Raw genomic sequence first — 16,824 nt, forward strand, 5'->3', positions numbered from 1 at the left:
CGGAGTCGCTCGCCGGGGCGTGGCGTGACCTGGTGATCAGCCGGCTTCTTCGACAGTGGGTTCTGCAGTCTGGGCGCGACCGGAACCCAGCACGATCACGCTCGCCGCGACGACCAGCGCCATACCGAACAATCGCACTGCTGCGAGGTGTTCACCGAGCACGATGTACCCCGCGAGTGCGGCGGCGACCGGCTCGAGGGACAGCAGGATTCCGAAGACGTTCGCTGCCAGGCGACGCAACGCCATGAGTTCGAGCGAGTAGGGCAGCACCGACGACAGAAACGCTATTCCGGCACCTTTCAACAGCGCCGTCGCAGTGAACAGGTGAGCGCCCGCCTCCAGGACACCGGCCGGCAGCACGAAGATCCCGGCGATCGCCATGGCGATGGCAAGGCCGTCGAGGCCCGGGAAACACCGACCGGTCCGCCTCGATCCGATGATGTATGCCGCCCACCAGGCGCCCGCCGCCAAGGCAAGACCGATGCCGACAAGGTCCAGTGAGGCGAGATCCGTCGACAGCGCTCCGGACACCAGCAACACACCGAGCGCGGCCAGCGCCACCGCCGCCACGTCGCGACGGGTTCGGGACAGCACCGCCGCGAGCACAAGCGGTCCGACGAATTCGATCGTGACGGTCACCCCGATGGGCAGCCTCTCGAGAGCTCCGTAGAAGCAGAGATTCATGGCGCCCAGGGAGACCGCAAAGCCACACACCGCCAGCCAGTCGCCGCGGCTGTGTCCGCGCAGGCGTGGGCGGGCGATCACACACAGGACAGCGGCGGCCAGGACGAGGCGCAGCGACACCGAGCCGGCGACACCGACGGTCGGCAGCAGCGTCGCTGCCAACGCTCCGCCGAACTGCACCGACACGATGCCCGTCATCACCAAAAGCGGTGCCGGAACGGCGGCGAGGTGACGCGAAGGCTGTGCGAAGGTCACTGCAGGCAGCGTAGGCGCCCAGCGGCCACCAGGGTGCGGCGTCGGGTCTCGGGCATGGACTCCTCGACGATGCGGTGACCGGTCGACGGCGAATGCAGGATCGTGTCGCCGCCTGCGGCGATCGCGACGTGATGGATGCGTTCCGCCGGTCGCGCGAAGAACAGCAGGTCGCCGGGCTCGGTGGTGCCCAATTCGACCGGTTCGCAGTCGATTTCGTGCTGGTCGTCGCAGTCACGCGCCACCGTGAGCCCGAGGTTGCGGCAGCTGAAGTGCACCAGACCGGAGCAGTCGAGCCCGTCGGCCGAAATGCCGCCCCAGAGATAGGCCAGGCCGACGTATCGCCGCGCCTCCGCCAGCAGATCGGTGCGCGTGACGGCACCGCCGGCAGACGGTCGCGCGCGTGTGGCGCCGCCGGCATCCAGATGTGCCGTGCGGATGAACCCCGGGTATCCCTCGGCATCCTTGCTGCTCGGCTGCCATGGGCAGACGACCTGGCTCCACCCGTCAGCGGTGTGGGAGCGCACCACCACCGGTTCACCCTCGAGCGCCTCGGTCTCGAAGCGATCCAGCAGTCCCAGTCGCCCGTCCTCGAGGGCGACGCCATCGAGATCACGCAGCCACTGCTCGTGGTCGGCATCGTCCGCGACGATGGCGGCATCGATCGGACGCGGTGACGTGGTTCTGGCCCACACCCCCGCCACAGGGACTCGGATCGTTGCGGTGCCAGGGAGATTCACGATGTTGCCGTTGCCCTTCGACGGTTCAGTTGTCGGACTCACCATCCGCGAGCACGCCACTCTTGCAGGTGTGGACGCTCCGCGGCCAGTGTCGTGTCATCGCCATGGCCCGGGTAGACCCAGGTCCTGTCGTCATACACCTCGAAGACGCGATGTTCCACGTCGTCGATGAGCTGCGGAAATGACTGGTAATCATAATGATTGGTCGCACCAACTCCACCGGGGAACAACGAATCGCCGGTGAACAGATGGATGCTCCCGTCGGAGGCGCGCAGTGCCAGCGCAATCGACCCAGGTGTGTGACCCCGCAGATGTATGACGTCCAGCACGAGCTCGCCGACGTGCACCTGGTCGCCATGCCGCAGGGCGCGATCGACGGCCAGCGGCAGGTCGTCGGCGTCGTCCGCACCCGCGATGACCTTGGCACCGGTGGCGTGCGCGGTCTGCACCAGCGCGCGCACGTGGTCCCAGTGCCGGTGCGTGGTCGCGATCGCCGTCACATGCGTCCGCGCGTCGCTGATGGCGGTCTCGATCGCCGGCCAGTCGTCGGCGGCATCGATGAGCAATGCATCTCCGGTCGATGCATCCCGCACGATGTAGACGTTGTTGTGCATGTCCGACACCGACAGTTTGGTGATGGTGGCGTTGCCCAGATTGTGCGAGATCGGCGCGTCACCCGGGGCGACGTGACCGTCATACGTCATCTGAATCTCCTTGTCTGAGAGCCTTTTCCGCATCTGCAATCGCGACAGCGGCCTGCACCAACGTCAAGTGGCTGAACGCTTGCGGGAAATTCCCGATCATGCGTTGCCCGACCGGGTCGTATTCCTCGGACAACAGGCCGACGTCATTGCTCAGACCGGTCAGCCGACCCATGAGAGCGTGCGCCTCGGCGAGCCGGCCCGCCTTGGCATACGCGGACACCAGCCAGAACGAGCACGCGAGGAACGGGTGTTCGCGTCCCGGCAGGCCGTCGACACCCGCCTCGGTGCGATACCGCATCAGCAGGCCGTGGTGCATGAGGTCGTGCTCGATCCGGTCGATCGTTCCGAGCACCCGCGGGTCGTCGCCGGGCAGGAAACCGACCAACGGGATGTTGAGCAGAGAGGCATCGACCTCGGTCGTGTCGTAGTGCTGGGTGAAGCTGTTGATCTCGGTGTTGAAGCCCTTGGTGAGCACTTCCTCGCGGACCTTGTCCCGGAGTTCGCGCCATCGTTCGACGGGTCCCTCGAGGCCGTGCTCGTCGACAGCGCGCACAGCGCGATCGAAGGCCGCCCACACCATGACCCGTGAATGGGTGAAATGGCGCAGCGGTCCGCGGATCTCCCAGAGGCCGTTGTCCGGGTCCTGCCAGTTGTCGGCGAGCTCCTCCACCAGCGCGCGCTCGACGGCCCAGGTGTGCGGAGACTCCTCGAGGCCGAGGTCGCGGGCCAGATGCAAGGCGATCATCACCTCGCCCAGCACGTCGGTCTGCTTCTGGTCGACCGCGCCGTTGCCGACGCGCACCGGCTGCGATCCGGCATACCCCGGCAGGTGGTCCAGGGTGGACTCCGGCAGTCGACGTGACCCGTCGACGGCATACATGATCTGCATGTCCTGTGGATCACCGGCGATGGCGCGCACCAGCCAGTCTCGCCACAACGCCGTTGATTCGGAGAAACCCGCCTGCAGCAGTGCCTCCAGCGTGAGCGAGGCGTCGCGCAGCCAGCAGAACCGGTAGTCCCAGTTGCGCACGCCACCGAGGTCCTCGGGCAGGCTCGTCGTCGGGGCAGCGACGATTCCACCGCGCCGGGTGTCGGTCAGCAGGCGCAGCAACAACAGCGAGCGGACCACCGCATCGTCATACGGACCGTCGTACGTGCACTCGGCGGCCCAGTCCTGTGAGGTCTCGATCGTGCGGGTGATCCGCGCCGGTATGTCGAGCGGTGCCGGTATCGGCTTCCACGAACTGACCCACGACAGGTCGAACTGCAGACGCTCGCCGGCGTGGACCGTGAACCGGTCGTGGTGGCGGCCGTCACCGCCCCGGGGCAGACGGCTGCCTCGCAGCAGAAGCATGTCCGGGCCGGCGATGGCGACGAGGATCTCCTGGTCACCGCTGTCAGCGTCGTGATGAGACACCCACGGCCGGATGCGACCGTAGTCGAAGCGGACGACAAAATCGTGCGCCATCTCGACCTCACCGTCGAGACCTTCGATGACGCGCACGATATCGGCGCGGCCTGCGCCGAGCGGCATCAGATCGGTGACCTTGACAATGCCCGTTGCCGTCTCGTGAATGGTCTCCAGCACCGAGGACCGGCCGATGTAACGGCGGTGGCTGTCGGCCTCGCTGACCGGCCCGATCAGCCATCGGCCGTGCGACGGATCGCCCAGCAGTGCGGTGAAACACGAGGCGCTGTCGAACCGCGGTAGACACAGCCAGTCGATGGACCCGTCCCGGCTGACCAAGGCTGCGGTCTCGGTGTCGCCGATGATCGCGTAGTCCTCGATACGCACCCGTGGGGGAGTCGTCTGGCTGGAGTTGACTTCGTCATCACCTGTCACGGTCCCGAGGGTATGCCGCACGCTGGTCCCGCCGCCGGGGTATCTCGTCCTTTGCGGCGTGTCTGGCTGTCGGTGGTGCCACCTAGCATGGCGTGGTGCCTTCGTCGCTCTCATCGTCCTCTGCCGCCGGCCGCAGCCACGACCACCTGCGGGTGCGCGGTGCGCGCGAACACAACCTGCGCAACGTCTCCATCGACATCCCACGCGATGCGCTCGTGGTCTTCACCGGGCTGTCCGGCTCGGGCAAGTCGTCACTGGCCTTCGACACGATCTTCGCCGAGGGTCAGCGGCGGTATGTCGAGTCGCTGTCGGCATACGCGCGCCAGTTCTTGGGCCAGATGGACAAGCCCGATGTCGACTTCATCGAAGGCCTGTCGCCGGCAGTCTCGATCGACCAGAAGTCGACCAACCGCAACCCTCGTTCGACGGTCGGCACGATCACCGAGGTCTACGACTATCTGCGCCTGCTGTTCGCTCGGGCGGGCCGGCCGCACTGCCCGGTCTGCGGCGAACCGGTCGGTCGGCAGACTCCTCAGCAGATCGTCGACCGGCTGCTCGAACTGCCCGATCGCACCCGATTTCAGGTGCTGGCGCCGGTGGTGCGTGCCCGCAAGGGCGAGTATGTCGATCTCTTCGCCGAGCTGCAGACCAAGGGATTCTCACGCGCGCGCGTCGACGGCGAGGTCGTCTCGCTCGCCGAGCCACCCACCTTGGCGAAGCAGAAGAAGCACACCATCGACGTGGTCGTCGACCGGCTCGTCGCCAAGGAGGGTGATCGCACCGGCAAACAGCGGCTGACCGACTCCGTCGAGACGGCTCTGGGGCTGGCCAACGGTGTGCTGGTGGTGGAGCTTGTCGATCTCGACGCCGACGACCCGCTACGCGAGCGACGGTTCTCCGAGAAGATGGCCTGCCCCAACGATCACCCGCTCGGCATGGACGAGATCGAGCCACGGTCGTTCTCGTTCAACTCGCCGTTCGGTGCCTGTCCGGCGTGCTCGGGTATCGGCACCGAGCTTGAGGTCGACACCTCGCTGGTAATCCCGGACGAGGACAAATCCATCCGTGAGGGCGCGATCCTGCCGTGGGCGCAGGGCTCGCAGTCAGCCGACTACTTCCTGCGCGTGATCGGTGCCCTCGCGGAGGACCTGAAGTTCTCGCTCGACACCCCGTGGCACGCGCTGCCCGACCGGGCACGCCACGCATTGCTCGAGGGCCAGAACCACCAGGTGCACGTGAAATACCGCAACCGGTTCGGCCGCGAGCGCAGCTATTCCACCGGCTTCGAGGGCGTGATCCCGTTCGTCAAGCGTCGGCACGCCGAGACCGAGTCCGACTGGAGCCGCGACCGCTACGAGGGCTACATGCGCGAGGTGCCCTGCCCGGTATGCCGCGGCGCCCGCCTCAAGCCGGAGTCGCTCGCTGTCACCATCGGCGGTCAGTCGATCGCCCAGGTGTGCGCGCTGCCGATCTCGGAGTCGGCGACCTTCCTGCAGGGTGTGGACTTCACCGCGCGCGAGAGGCAGATCGCCGAGCGGGTGATCAAGGAGGTCGAGGCGCGGTTGGGGTTCCTGCTCGATGTCGGCCTCGACTACCTGTCCCTCGACCGGCCGGCCGGCACATTGTCCGGTGGTGAGGCGCAACGCATCCGGCTGGCGACCCAGATCGGGTCAGGCCTGGTCGGTGTGCTCTACGTGCTCGACGAGCCATCCATCGGGCTGCACCAGCGCGACAACCACCGATTGATCGAGACGCTGACGCGGCTTCGCGATCTCGGCAACACGCTCATCGTCGTAGAGCACGACGAAGACACCATCGCGACCGCCGACTGGGTGGTCGACATCGGCCCGGGCGCGGGCGAGCACGGCGGCAACGTCGTGCACTCCGGCAGCGTCGCAGACCTGCTGACCCACCCGGAGTCACTGACAGGCGCCTATCTGTCGGGCCGGCGCGAGATCACCACCCCGGCCGTTCGTCGTCCGCGCGACGGGCGCGAGATCACCGTCCGGGGTGCCCGTGAGCACAACCTGCAGGATGTCGACGTCAGCATCCCGCTCGGCAATCTCGTTGCGGTGACCGGTGTTTCAGGATCGGGCAAGTCGACCTTGGTCAACGAGATCCTCTACAACGTGTTGGCCAACCAGCTCAATGGCGCGCGTCACGTCCCGGGTCGCCATCGCACCGTCGAAGGCCTCGACCAGTTGGACAAGGTCGTGCACGTCGACCAGAGTCCGATCGGCCGCACCCCGCGCAGCAACCCGGCCACCTATACCGGTGTCTTCGACAACGTCCGCAAGTTGTTCGCCGAGACCACCGAAGCGAAGGTGCGTGGTTATCAGCCGGGCCGGTTCTCCTTCAACGTCAAGGGCGGCCGGTGCGAGGCGTGCACCGGAGACGGCACCATCAAGATCGAGATGAACTTCCTACCTGACGTCTATGTGCCCTGCGAGGTGTGTCACGGAGCGCGGTACAACCGGGAGACGCTGGAAGTCCATTTCAAGGGCAAGACGATTTCCGACGTGCTCAACATGCCGATCGAGGAGGCCAAGGAGTTCTTCGCCGCGGTCCCGGCGATCGCTCGGCACATGAACACCCTTGTCGACGTCGGGCTGGGCTATGTGCGTCTCGGGCAGCCGGCGCCGACGCTCTCCGGTGGTGAGGCGCAGCGCGTCAAACTGGCCGCCGAACTCCAGAAGCGGTCGACCGGCCGCACCATTTATGTGCTCGACGAACCCACGACTGGTCTGCATTTCGAGGACATCCGCAAGTTGCTGCTGGTGTTGCAGGGTCTGGTCGACAAGGGCAACACGGTGGTGGTGATCGAGCACAACCTCGACGTGATCAAGTCCGCCGACTGGATCGTCGACATGGGCCCCGAGGGCGGCCACCGTGGCGGCACAGTTGTCGCGACCGGCACCCCGGAGGAGGTTGCAGCCGTGTCCGAGAGCTACACCGGGCAGTTCCTCGCACCGCTGCTGGCCAGGTCGGGCAGTTCCGCTCGGCCGTCTCAGACGTCCACCGGGCGCAAGGCGACCGCTCCTCGCGCCGGCACCACGGCAGGTGGCTCCGAAGCGGCCGCCGCAAAGACCGCTGCCGCCAAGGCCACCGCTGCCAAGGCAAGAAGTGCCGGCAAGGCGCGCTCGGCGTCGGTCTCTACCACCAAGCGCACGACGAAGACCGGCGCGGCGACCAAGACCGCCTCGACGCGGTCCCGGAAAGCCGGCTGACAGGTGGCGGTAATGAGGCTCCTACGGAACGCCCGGTTTCGTCGCTCATGATGGGCCTATGACGACCGACTTCACCGCCCGCCAGCCCGACCAGACGCAGCCCGTACCGACGACTGGTCCGTCCCGGCGGCGGGTGGTGCAGTCCGCAGGCGTCGCCGGGGGCGTGGTGGCTGCGACGGTGCTGGCCGGCTGCGGTGGCAGCAGCAGCGCCGGTTCATCGAACAAGAGCGGCAGTGTGCCGATCTCGAAGGTGCCGGTTGGTGGCGGCTACATCGACACCTCCATCACCGCTGTCGTGACGCAGCCGACCAAGGGCGAGTACAAAGCCTTCAGTGCCATCTGCACTCACCAGGGTTGCCTCGTCACGGAGGTCACCGACGGCGTGATCACCTGTCCGTGCCACGGCAGCGAGTTCAACATCGCCAACGGCAACGTCGTCGTAGGACCGGCGACCAGGCCGCTGCCGGCCAAGACCGCGACGGTGTCGGGCGACACGATCGAGATCTCCTGACCACCGCTCCTCGGACACAGCTTCGGCATACCGCGCGGCAGGTCGTGCAGTGGCCACCGGGTCCCGGAACCGAGACCCGGCATACCTCCCGATCGGCCGACCGGTTGCCGCTCCCGTGCTTCAGGTGACACGGTCCCGCACAACGACTGTCGGTCCGGCTTCCTAAGCTGGCAGGGTGGCAGATCCGTCGACCTACCGTCCCCGTCCCGGGGAGATACCGACCGATCCCGGTGTCTACCGCTTCCGGGACAAGGACGGCCGGGTCATCTACGTCGGCAAGGCCAAATCGCTGCGCAGCCGGCTGTCGTCATACTTTCAGGACATCTCGGCGCTACACCCACGGACCAGGTCGATGGTCACGACCGGCGCCAGCGTCGAATGGACCGTCGTCCGCAACGAGGTCGAAGCCCTGCAGCTGGAGTACTCCTGGATCAAGGAGTTCGATCCGCGCTTCAACGTCAAATACCGCGACGACAAGTCCTACCCCTATCTCGCGGTCACCCTCGGCGAGGAGTTCCCACGCGCCCAGGTGATGCGCGGTTCGAAGCGCAAGGGCACGCGCTACTTCGGCCCGTATGCCCATGCCTGGGCGATCCGCGAGACCCTCGACCAGTTGCTGCGGGTGTTCCCGGTCCGCACCTGCAGCAGCGGAGTCTTCAAACGCGCCGGCCAGGTCGGCCGGCCCTGCCTGCTCGGCTACATCGACAAGTGCTCGGCGCCCTGTGTCGGGCGGGTCACCGAGGCCGAGCATCGCGAGATCGCCGAGGAGTTCTGCGATTTCATGGCTGGCAACACCGCACGCTTCGTCAGACGCCTCGAGCAGCAGATGCGGCAGGCGAGTGACGATCTCGACTTCGAGACCGCGGCGCGGCGGCGCGACGACATCGTCGCCCTGCAGAAGTCGCTCGAACGTTCGGCCGTCGTGCTGGGCGATGCGACCGACGCCGACGTCTTCGGCATCGATGACGACGAGCTCGAAGCAGCAGTCCAGGTCTTCCACGTCCGCGGCGGCCGCGTGCGGGGCCAGCGCGGCTGGGTGGTCGACAAGCAGAGCGAAGGCGATCTGGCACTTGCCGAGGTTGTCGAACGGCTCCTCCTGCAGGTGTATGGCGGAGAGTCACCTGAGGGCGTGCCGCGCGAGGTGCTGGTCCCGGTGCTGCCACCCGATCCGGAATCGGTGGCGCAATGGCTGTCCGATCGCAGGCAGGCCCGCGTGGACCTGCGCGTGCCGCAACGCGGCGACAAGCGCACTCTCATGGAGACCGTCGAACGCAACGCCAAACAGGGGCTGGCCCGGCACAAGGTCGCGCGTGCTGGCGATCTGACAGCGCGCAGCCAGGCCCTGCAGGACCTGCAGGAGGCACTGGAACTGCCGCAGGCGCCGCTGCGCATCGAGTGTTACGACGTCAGCCACGTGCAGGGCACCAATGTGGTCGCGTCGATGGTCGTCTTCGAGGACGGCCTGCCGCGCAAGTCCGAATACCGCCGCTTCATCGTGCGTGGCACACCGCAACCGGACGGCTCGGTGCGTGTCGACGACACCGCTGCGATGGACGAAGTGCTCACTCGCCGGTTTCGTCGTTACCTCGACGACCGCGATGACGCGGGCGACATCGAACTCGACGACACCGACCAGGGCGACGACGCCGGGGTGCTCGACCGTAGCGGCCGGCCGGCTCCCGCCAGCGGGCCGATCGACGAAAAGACCGGCAAACCAAAGCGTTTCGCCTACCCGCCACAACTGGTCGTCGTCGACGGCGGCAAGCCCCAGGTGGACGCCGCCACCCGTGCCTTGGAGGCCCTGGGCATCGACGATGTCGCGGTCGTCGGTTTGGCCAAGCGCCTCGAGGAGGTCTGGGTGCCGGGCGACGACTTCCCCGTCATACTGCCGCGCACCAGCGACGGTCTCTACCTGCTGCAACGGCTGCGCGACGAGGCGCACCGGTTCGCGATCACCTTCCACCGGCAACGCCGCTCCAAGGCGATGACCACATCCGCGCTCGACGACGTGCCGGGCCTCGGGGCGGTGCGTCGCAAGGCGCTGCTGCGCGAATTCGGCTCGGTCAAGCGCCTCAAAGCAGCCGACGTCGACGATCTCGCAGCGGTCAAGGGCATCGGGCCGGGTCTCGCCGCGACGATCCATGCCCACTTGCGAGAAGATGGCGACGCCGCACCCGCCGTCAACCTCACCACCGGTGAAGTCCTGGACTGAAGGAGAGTCGCCTCGATGAGCGAGAACGACGAGTCAGCGCCCCGCTCCGCCGAACTCATCGTGGTCACCGGCATGAGCGGCGCAGGCCGCACCACCGCCGCGAACGTGCTGGAGGACCGTGGTTGGTATGTCATCGACAATCTGCCACCGCAGTTGCTGGTGTCGATGGCCGATCTGATCGCCCGCGACGACGAGACCATGCCCAAACTGGCGGCCGTCGTCGACGTCCGCTCCCGCACGTTCTTCTCCGACTTTCAGGTGGGCCTGGACCACCTGCGCGACAAGGGCTGGCAGCCGTCCGTGGTCTTCATGGACGCCACCGACGAGGCGTTGGTGCGCCGGTTCGAGTCGGTGCGCAGACCGCACCCGCTACAGGGGGAGGGTCGGCTGCTCGAAGGCATCATCCGCGAGCGCGAGATCCTGCGCGACCTGCGATCGAACGCCGACATGCTCATCGACACCAGTGGTCTGAACGTGCACCAGTTGAGCGCGAAGGTGCGTGAGTTCATCGGCGGCGACGACGGTCCCGCGCTGCGCATTGCCGTGCTCTCGTTCGGATTCAAGTACGGCATCCCGCTCGACGCCGACCTGGTCTTCGACATGCGCTTCCTGCCCAACCCGTTCTGGAATCCGCAGCTGCGCCCGCACACGGGGCGTGAGGCCGTCGTCGCCGACTACGTGCTCGCTCAGCCCGGTGCCCAGGAGTTCCTGCACGGCACCCTCGAGTTGATGAAGCCGATGATCGCCGGATACCTGCGCGAGGGCCGTAGCTACGTCACACTCGCGGTCGGGTGCACCGGCGGCAAGCATCGCTCGGTGGCGATGGCGGAGGCTCTCGCCACCCGCCTGGACCATGAGGATGTGCACGCTCTCGTCGTCCACCGTGATCTGGGCCGCGAATGAGCGGCCTTGGACGCCACGGCTGGGCAGTTCGAAAAGCCTTGAGCGCAACGTTTGTGCCGTCGGATCGCAGCTGCCGATGCGCGCGACACGACGACGGTCCGATGAGAGAAGAATCACTCAGTCGCCTTGCCTCGGGAACTGCCGCATGAGCCGCCGCCCGGCCATTGCGGCGCTGGGCGGGGGTCACGGACTCTTCGCCTCGCTGCAGGCACTGCAGCTCGTCACCGACAAGATCACCGCCATCGTGACCGTTGCGGACGACGGCGGATCCAGCGGTCGGCTGCGGCAGGAGTTCGACATCCTGCCGCCGGGAGATCTGCGGATGGCGCTGGCGGCGCTGTGCGACAGTTCCGAGTGGGGCCTGCAGTGGCGCGACGCGCTGCAGCACCGGTTCGCAGGTGACGGCCCGCTCGGCGGTCACGCCCTCGGCAACCTCATCATCGCCTCGCTGTGGGACCTGCTCGGCGACCCGATCGCCGGTCTGGACCTGGTCGGCCGGCTGCTCGGTGCACGCGGCCGGGTGCTGCCGATGGCCGCCGAACCCCTGCGCATCGAGGCCGACGTGCTCGGCGCAGACCCGGTCCTGCCGCACGAGGTCACTGAGATCGTCGGGCAGGCAGAGGTCGCCAGCACCTCCGGCCGGGTGCTCAGCGTGCGCCTGCATCCGGACCCGCCGCTCGCCTGCCGCGAAGCCGTCGACGCCGTGTATGACGCGGACTGGGTGATCCTCGGCCCGGGGTCGTGGTTCACCTCCGTGATGCCGCACCTGCTGGTGCCCGACCTGCGCGATGCCCTCGTGCACACCAGCGCCAAGCGGCTGCTGACGCTCAACATGGTCATGGACACCGGTGAGACGGTCGGGTTCAGTGCCTCCGATCACCTCGAGGTGCTCGCCGCGCACGCGCCTGACCTGCACCTCGATGTGGTTCTCGCCGACCCGAGCGTCGTCGCCGATCACGGCGACAGTCTGCGTAGCACAGCCGAATCCCTTGGCGCAGAGGTTGTTTTCGCCGATGTGGCCGATGTCGACCAACCGGGCAGCCATGACACCCTTCGACTGGCGGCGGCCTATCGAGATGTGGTGGAGTGATTCGCCGAACCGACGCCCGATGAGCCCTACGATCGGTGACGTAGCCCGCGCTGGCGATGACGCCACCGAGAAAGCACGAGGATTGAATCCGTATGTCGATGACCGCAGCCGTCAAGGACGAACTCAGTCGGTTTGCCGTCACCAAGACCTGTTGCCGTAAAGCCGAGATCTCCTCGATCCTGCGATTCGCGGGCGGGTTGCACATTATCGGTGGGCGCATCGTGATCGAGGCCGAACTCGACACGGCCGCCGCGGCACGCCGCCTGCGCCAGTCGATCGCGGAGGTCTACGGGCAGACCCCGGAGGTGCTGGTCATGAACAGCGGCGGCCTGCGCAAAGGCAGCCGGTACATCGTGCGCGTGGTCAACGACGGCGAGGCGCTCGCCCGGCAGACCGGTCTGATCGACCACCGCGGTCGGCCGGTGCGCGGTCTGCCCCCGCGCGTCGTCAACGGCTCGGTCTGCGATGCGGAGGCCGCGTGGCGCGGCGCCTTCCTGGCACACGGTTCGCTCACCGAGCCCGGCCGGTCGTCCTCGATGGAGGTCACCTGCCCGGGTCAGGAAGCCGCACTCGCTCTCGTGGGCGCGGCGCGGCGCCTGGGAGTGCAGGCCAAGGCACGCGACGTCCGCGGGGTCGACCGGGTCGTCATACGTGACGGAGATGCCATCGGTGCCATGTTGACCCGTCTCGGCGCCACCGACGTCTTCCTGGCGTGGGAGGAGCGCCGGATCCGTCGCGAAGTACGCGCTACCGCCAACCGACTGGCCAACTTCGACGACGCGAATCTGCGGCGGTCCGTGCAGGCGGCCGTCGCGGCCGGTGCGCGTGTCGAGCGCGCCATGGAGATCCTCGGAGACGACGTCCCCGACCACCTGGCCCAGGCAGGCCGGCTGCGGCTGGACTTCAAGGAGGCCAGCCTCGAGGAGCTCGGCCAGAAGGCCGAGCCGCAGATGACCAAGGACGCCGTCGCGGGTCGCATCCGCCGGTTGCTGGCGATGGCCGACAAGAAGGCCGCCGAGCTCGGCATTCCCGGCACCGACGCCAACCTCACCCCGGAGATGCTCGACAGCTGAGCCATGGCGAAGGCCACCCGACATACGTCCGTATGACGGGCGTCACGTCCACTCCGTGGTCGGCTCGGCCGGCTGGTGCCGGTTACTGCTCAGTCATCCCATAAGGTCGGGGCGTCGAACGATCCGGCGCGTGTCGCGCCGTTCCCACGTGTCAGACACCCATCCGAGCAGGAAAGAGATGAGTCCACAGATGACCGTCCGTGTTGGAATCAATGGCTTTGGTCGCATCGGCCGCAACTTCTTCCGGGCCGTCGTGGCTTCCGGAGCCGACATCGAGATCGTCGGTGTCAACGACCTGACCGACAACAAGTCCTTGGCGTTGCTGCTGAAGTACGACTCGATCCTGGGCCGCTTCGACGGCGACGTCACCGCGACGGACACCGAGATCACCGCCGGCGGCAAGACCTTCAAAGCCTTCGCGGAGCGAGACCCCGCAAACCTGCCCTGGGGCGAACTCGGCGCGGACATCGTCGTGGAGTCCACCGGCATCTTCACCGATGCCGAGAAGGCCAAGGTGCACATCGCCGGTGGGGCGAAGAAGGTCATCATCTCGGCGCCGGCCAAGAACGAGGACATCACGATCGTGATGGGTGTCAACGACGGTCAGTACGATCCGGCGGCACACCACATCATCTCCAACGCGTCCTGCACCACCAACTGTCTCGGCCCGATGGCTAAGGCGCTGAACGACGAGTTCGGCATCGTCAAGGGCCTGATGACGACGATCCACGCCTACACCCAGGACCAGAACCTGCAGGACGGTCCGCACAAGGACCCCCGTCGTGCACGTGCCGCGGCACTCAACATCGTGCCGACCTCGACCGGTGCCGCCAAGGCGATCGGCCTGGTGCTGCCGGAGTTGAAGGGCAAGCTCGACGGCTACGCCCTGCGCGTGCCGACGCCCACCGGCTCGGCCACCGATCTGACCTTCGAGGCCGGTCGCGAGACCACTGTCGAAGAGGTCAACGCCGCGGTCGAAAAGGCCGCCGACGGCAAGTTCCTGCGCTACACCAGCGACCCGATCGTGTCCTCCGACATCGTCACCGACCCGGCGTCGTGCATCTTCGACTCCGGACTGACCAAGGTCATCGGCAACCAGGTCAAGGTTGTCGGCTGGTACGACAACGAGTGGGGTTACTCCAACCGCCTGGTCGACCTGGTCGGTCTCGTCGGCAAGGATCTCTGACCCCAGATGCGCACGATCTCCGATCTGGGCAACCTGCGCGGCAAGACCGTCCTGGTGCGCAGCGACCTGAACGTCCCGCTGGACTCGAGCGGCGCTATCACCGATGACGGCCGGGTCCGCGCATCCGTGCCGACGATCCGCTCACTGTCGCAGGCGGGCGCGCGCGTGGTCGTGTGCGCCCACCTGGGCCGGCCGAAGGGCGCTCCCGAGGAGAAGTACTCGCTGCGTCCAGTCGCCGACCGGTTGTCCGAACTGCTCGATTTTCCAGTGCTGTTCGCCACCGACACCGTCGGTGAGTCTGCCAATGGCACCGTCGACCGGCTCAATGACGGCGACGTGGCGTTGTTGGAGAACCTGCGGTTCAACCCGGGCGAGACCAGCAAGGACGACGCCGAGCGTGGTGCCTTCGCGGATCAGCTGTCACACCTGGCCGACGTCTTCGTCAGCGACGGCTTCGGTGTGGTCCACCGCAAGCAGGCCAGTGTCTACGACATCGCCGAGCGGCTGCCGCAGGCGGCCGGCGGCCTCGTCGAGACCGAGGTGGCCGTGCTGGAGCGACTGACCCGGCCCCGGCGGCCGTATGCCGTGGCTCTGGGCGGTGCGAAGGTCAGCGACAAACTCGGCGTGATCGAGAACCTGCTCAAGCAGGCCGACATGCTGCTCATCGGTGGCGGAATGGTGTTCACCTTCCTCGCGGCACAGGGCTATGAGGTTGGCACCAGCCTGCTCGAGGCCGACCAGGTTGCCCGGGTCCGCGGCTATCTCGTCGAGGCCGAGAACCGCGGCGTCGACATCGTTCTGCCGGTCGACATCGTTGCCGCAACGGCCTTCTCGGCCGATGCCGAGCACGAGGTCGTGCCGGCCGGCGCCATACCTGCCGACCGGATGGGCCTCGACATCGGTCCGGAGTCAGCGCAGTTGTTCGCGCGCAAGATCCGATCCGCCAAGACGGTCTTCTGGAACGGCCCGATGGGTGCCTTCGAGATGGCTCCGTATGCCGACGGCACCCGCGAGGTCGCGCAGGCTCTCGTCGATGCCACGGCCGCCGGGGCCACGACTGTCGTGGGCGGTGGCGACTCTGCAGCAGCAGTGCGCCAACTGGGCTTCGCCGACGACGCCTTCACCCACATCTCCACCGGCGGCGGCGCCAGTCTGGAGTTCCTCGAAGGCAAGACGCTGCCCGGTCTCAGCGTGCTGGACGACTGATGGCCGCAACGAAAGACGCCGCGCCCGCCGGTCGCGTGCCCCTGATCGCCGGCAACTGGAAGATGAACCTGGACCACCAGCAGGCGACGGTGCTGGTGCAGAAACTCGACTGGACGCTGCGCGACAAGAAGCACGACCACGCCGCCACCGAGGTCGCGGTGCTGCCCCCGTTCACCGACATACGGTCGGTCCAGACCCTCATCGACGGTGACCGGCTGCGGCTGAAGTTCGGTGCTCAGGATCTCTCCGAACACGACGCCGGCGCCTACACCGGTGAGGTGTCCGGTGCCTTTCTGGCCAAACTGGGCTGCACGTATGTCGTCGTGGGTCACAGCGAGCGGCGCGAGCACCACGCCGAGACCGACGAGGTCGTCGGCGCCAAGGTCACGGCGGCATACCGCCACGGACTCACCCCCATCCTGTGTGTCGGGGAGTCGCTGGAGGTGCGTCAGGCGGGCGAGCACGTGCCGTATGTCGTGGCTCAGTTGACCGCCGCTCTTCGGGGCCTGCCCGCCGAGCACGCTGCATCGATCGTGGTTGCATACGAGCCGGTGTGGGCCATCGGCACCGGTGAGGTCGCGACACCGGACGACGCGCAGGAGGTGTGCTCCGCGCTGCGCGACGCGCTGGCCGAGCTCTACTCCGGTGACCTGGCCGACGGAGTCCGCCTGCTGTACGGCGGGTCGGTGAAGTCCGGCAACGTCGCATCCATCATGGCCAAGGACGACGTCGACGGCGCACTGGTCGGCGGCGCATCCCTCGACCCGGCCGAGTTCGCCGCGATCTGCCGCTTCAAGGCGCACCAGGGTGTCGTGGCCTGAGCCTGGCACCAGTGACAGCGTGTAATCTTGTCCGAGGTCGCGACCCGGTTCAGGGCTCAGCGCCGTCATACATTTCGCCAACCGAAGGTGAGTCCCCGCGTGGATGCCCTGCGCATCGCTTTACAAGCTGTCGTCGTCGTCAGCGGTCTGTTCCTCGTGCTGTTGATCCTGTTGCACAAGGGCAAGGGCGGCGGCCTCTCGGACATGTTCGGTGGCGGCGTGAGCAGCAACCTGGGTGGGTCCTCCATCGCAGAGCGCAACCTCAATCGCCTGACGATCATCGCCAGCCTCATCTGGGTCGCTGCCGTCGTCGGACTCGGACTCATCGCCCGGTTCTCCTGACCGTCGCGTGACAACCATTCACTAAGGAGC

The 16,824-nt window shown here is 67.2% G+C and carries 14 protein-coding genes; 10 read left to right on the forward strand and 4 right to left on the reverse strand.

Going from position 1 to position 16,824, the window contains the following annotated elements; translation table 11 throughout:
* Positions 1–36 precede the first annotated feature (36 nt).
* Genes BKA23_RS07270 through BKA23_RS07285 form a run of 4 tightly spaced genes read right to left on the reverse strand, consistent with a single transcriptional unit; the run spans position 37 to position 4,223 of the window.
* Positions 37–939, reverse strand: coding sequence for an EamA family transporter (locus tag BKA23_RS07270; protein WP_342783595.1), 903 nt, complete (start codon positions 937–939; stop codon positions 37–39).
* A complete protein-coding gene (locus BKA23_RS07275) occupies positions 936–1,718 on the reverse strand; it encodes a C40 family peptidase (protein WP_170226413.1) in 783 nt (260 codons plus the stop codon). The genes BKA23_RS07270 and BKA23_RS07275 overlap by 4 nt, the downstream gene beginning before the upstream one ends.
* Complete coding sequence (locus tag BKA23_RS07280; RefSeq protein WP_145226820.1) at positions 1,715–2,380, reverse strand: MBL fold metallo-hydrolase; 666 nt, start codon at positions 2,378–2,380, stop codon at positions 1,715–1,717. Before BKA23_RS07280 ends, BKA23_RS07275 begins: the two co-directional genes overlap by 4 nt.
* Positions 2,370–4,223, reverse strand: a complete 1,854-nt coding sequence (locus tag BKA23_RS07285; RefSeq protein WP_246104506.1) for a glycoside hydrolase family 15 protein — start codon at positions 4,221–4,223, stop codon at positions 2,370–2,372. The genes BKA23_RS07280 and BKA23_RS07285 overlap by 11 nt, the downstream gene beginning before the upstream one ends.
* A 95-nt stretch (positions 4,224–4,318) precedes the next feature.
* Between BKA23_RS07285 and uvrA the strand changes: the two genes are divergently transcribed.
* The 10 genes from uvrA to secG all read left to right on the forward strand — a co-directional run bounded on the left by uvrA (position 4,319) and on the right by secG (position 16,794).
* Positions 4,319–7,450 (forward strand): excinuclease ABC subunit UvrA, encoded by a 3,132-nt coding sequence (gene uvrA, locus BKA23_RS07290; protein WP_145226824.1) that lies wholly within the window; start codon positions 4,319–4,321, stop codon positions 7,448–7,450.
* 58 nt (positions 7,451–7,508) lie between these two features.
* Positions 7,509–7,961, forward strand: coding sequence for a Rieske (2Fe-2S) protein (locus tag BKA23_RS07295; protein WP_145226826.1), 453 nt, complete (start codon positions 7,509–7,511; stop codon positions 7,959–7,961).
* Between the two features lie 175 nt (positions 7,962–8,136).
* A complete protein-coding gene (gene uvrC, locus BKA23_RS07300; RefSeq protein ID WP_145226828.1) occupies positions 8,137–10,173 on the forward strand; it encodes an excinuclease ABC subunit UvrC in 2,037 nt (678 codons plus the stop codon).
* 15 nt (positions 10,174–10,188) lie between these two features.
* Entirely contained in the window at positions 10,189–11,076 is an 888-nt protein-coding gene (gene rapZ, locus BKA23_RS07305; protein WP_145226830.1) for an RNase adapter RapZ, read from the forward strand.
* 145 nt (positions 11,077–11,221) lie between these two features.
* Entirely contained in the window at positions 11,222–12,166 is a 945-nt protein-coding gene (locus BKA23_RS07310; protein ID WP_145226832.1) for a gluconeogenesis factor YvcK family protein, read from the forward strand.
* A 92-nt stretch (positions 12,167–12,258) separates the two neighbouring features.
* On the forward strand, positions 12,259–13,239 hold the full coding sequence (whiA, locus tag BKA23_RS07315) for a DNA-binding protein WhiA (protein WP_145226834.1): 981 nt from the start codon (positions 12,259–12,261) through the stop codon (positions 13,237–13,239).
* Between the two features lie 190 nt (positions 13,240–13,429).
* Complete coding sequence (gene gap / locus BKA23_RS07320) at positions 13,430–14,425, forward strand: type I glyceraldehyde-3-phosphate dehydrogenase (protein WP_145226836.1); 996 nt, start codon at positions 13,430–13,432, stop codon at positions 14,423–14,425.
* A gap of 6 nt (positions 14,426–14,431) precedes the next feature.
* Positions 14,432–15,631 carry a phosphoglycerate kinase gene (locus BKA23_RS07325; RefSeq protein ID WP_145226838.1) on the forward strand — a complete coding sequence of 400 codons (1,200 nt, stop codon included), beginning with the start codon at positions 14,432–14,434 and terminating at the stop codon, positions 15,629–15,631.
* Entirely contained in the window at positions 15,631–16,452 is an 822-nt protein-coding gene (gene tpiA, locus BKA23_RS07330; RefSeq protein WP_145226840.1) for a triose-phosphate isomerase, read from the forward strand. The genes BKA23_RS07325 and tpiA overlap by 1 nt, the downstream gene beginning before the upstream one ends.
* A 99-nt stretch (positions 16,453–16,551) precedes the next feature.
* The gene (gene secG / locus BKA23_RS07335) at positions 16,552–16,794 is read left to right on the forward strand and encodes a preprotein translocase subunit SecG (RefSeq protein WP_145226842.1); all 243 of its coding nucleotides are present in this window, start codon (positions 16,552–16,554) and stop codon (positions 16,792–16,794) included.
* Positions 16,795–16,824: the final 30 nt, after the last annotated feature.

The sequence above is a fragment of the Rudaeicoccus suwonensis genome, assembly GCF_007829035.1.
In the GTDB taxonomy this organism is placed as follows: domain Bacteria; phylum Actinomycetota; class Actinomycetes; order Actinomycetales; family Dermatophilaceae; genus Rudaeicoccus; species Rudaeicoccus suwonensis.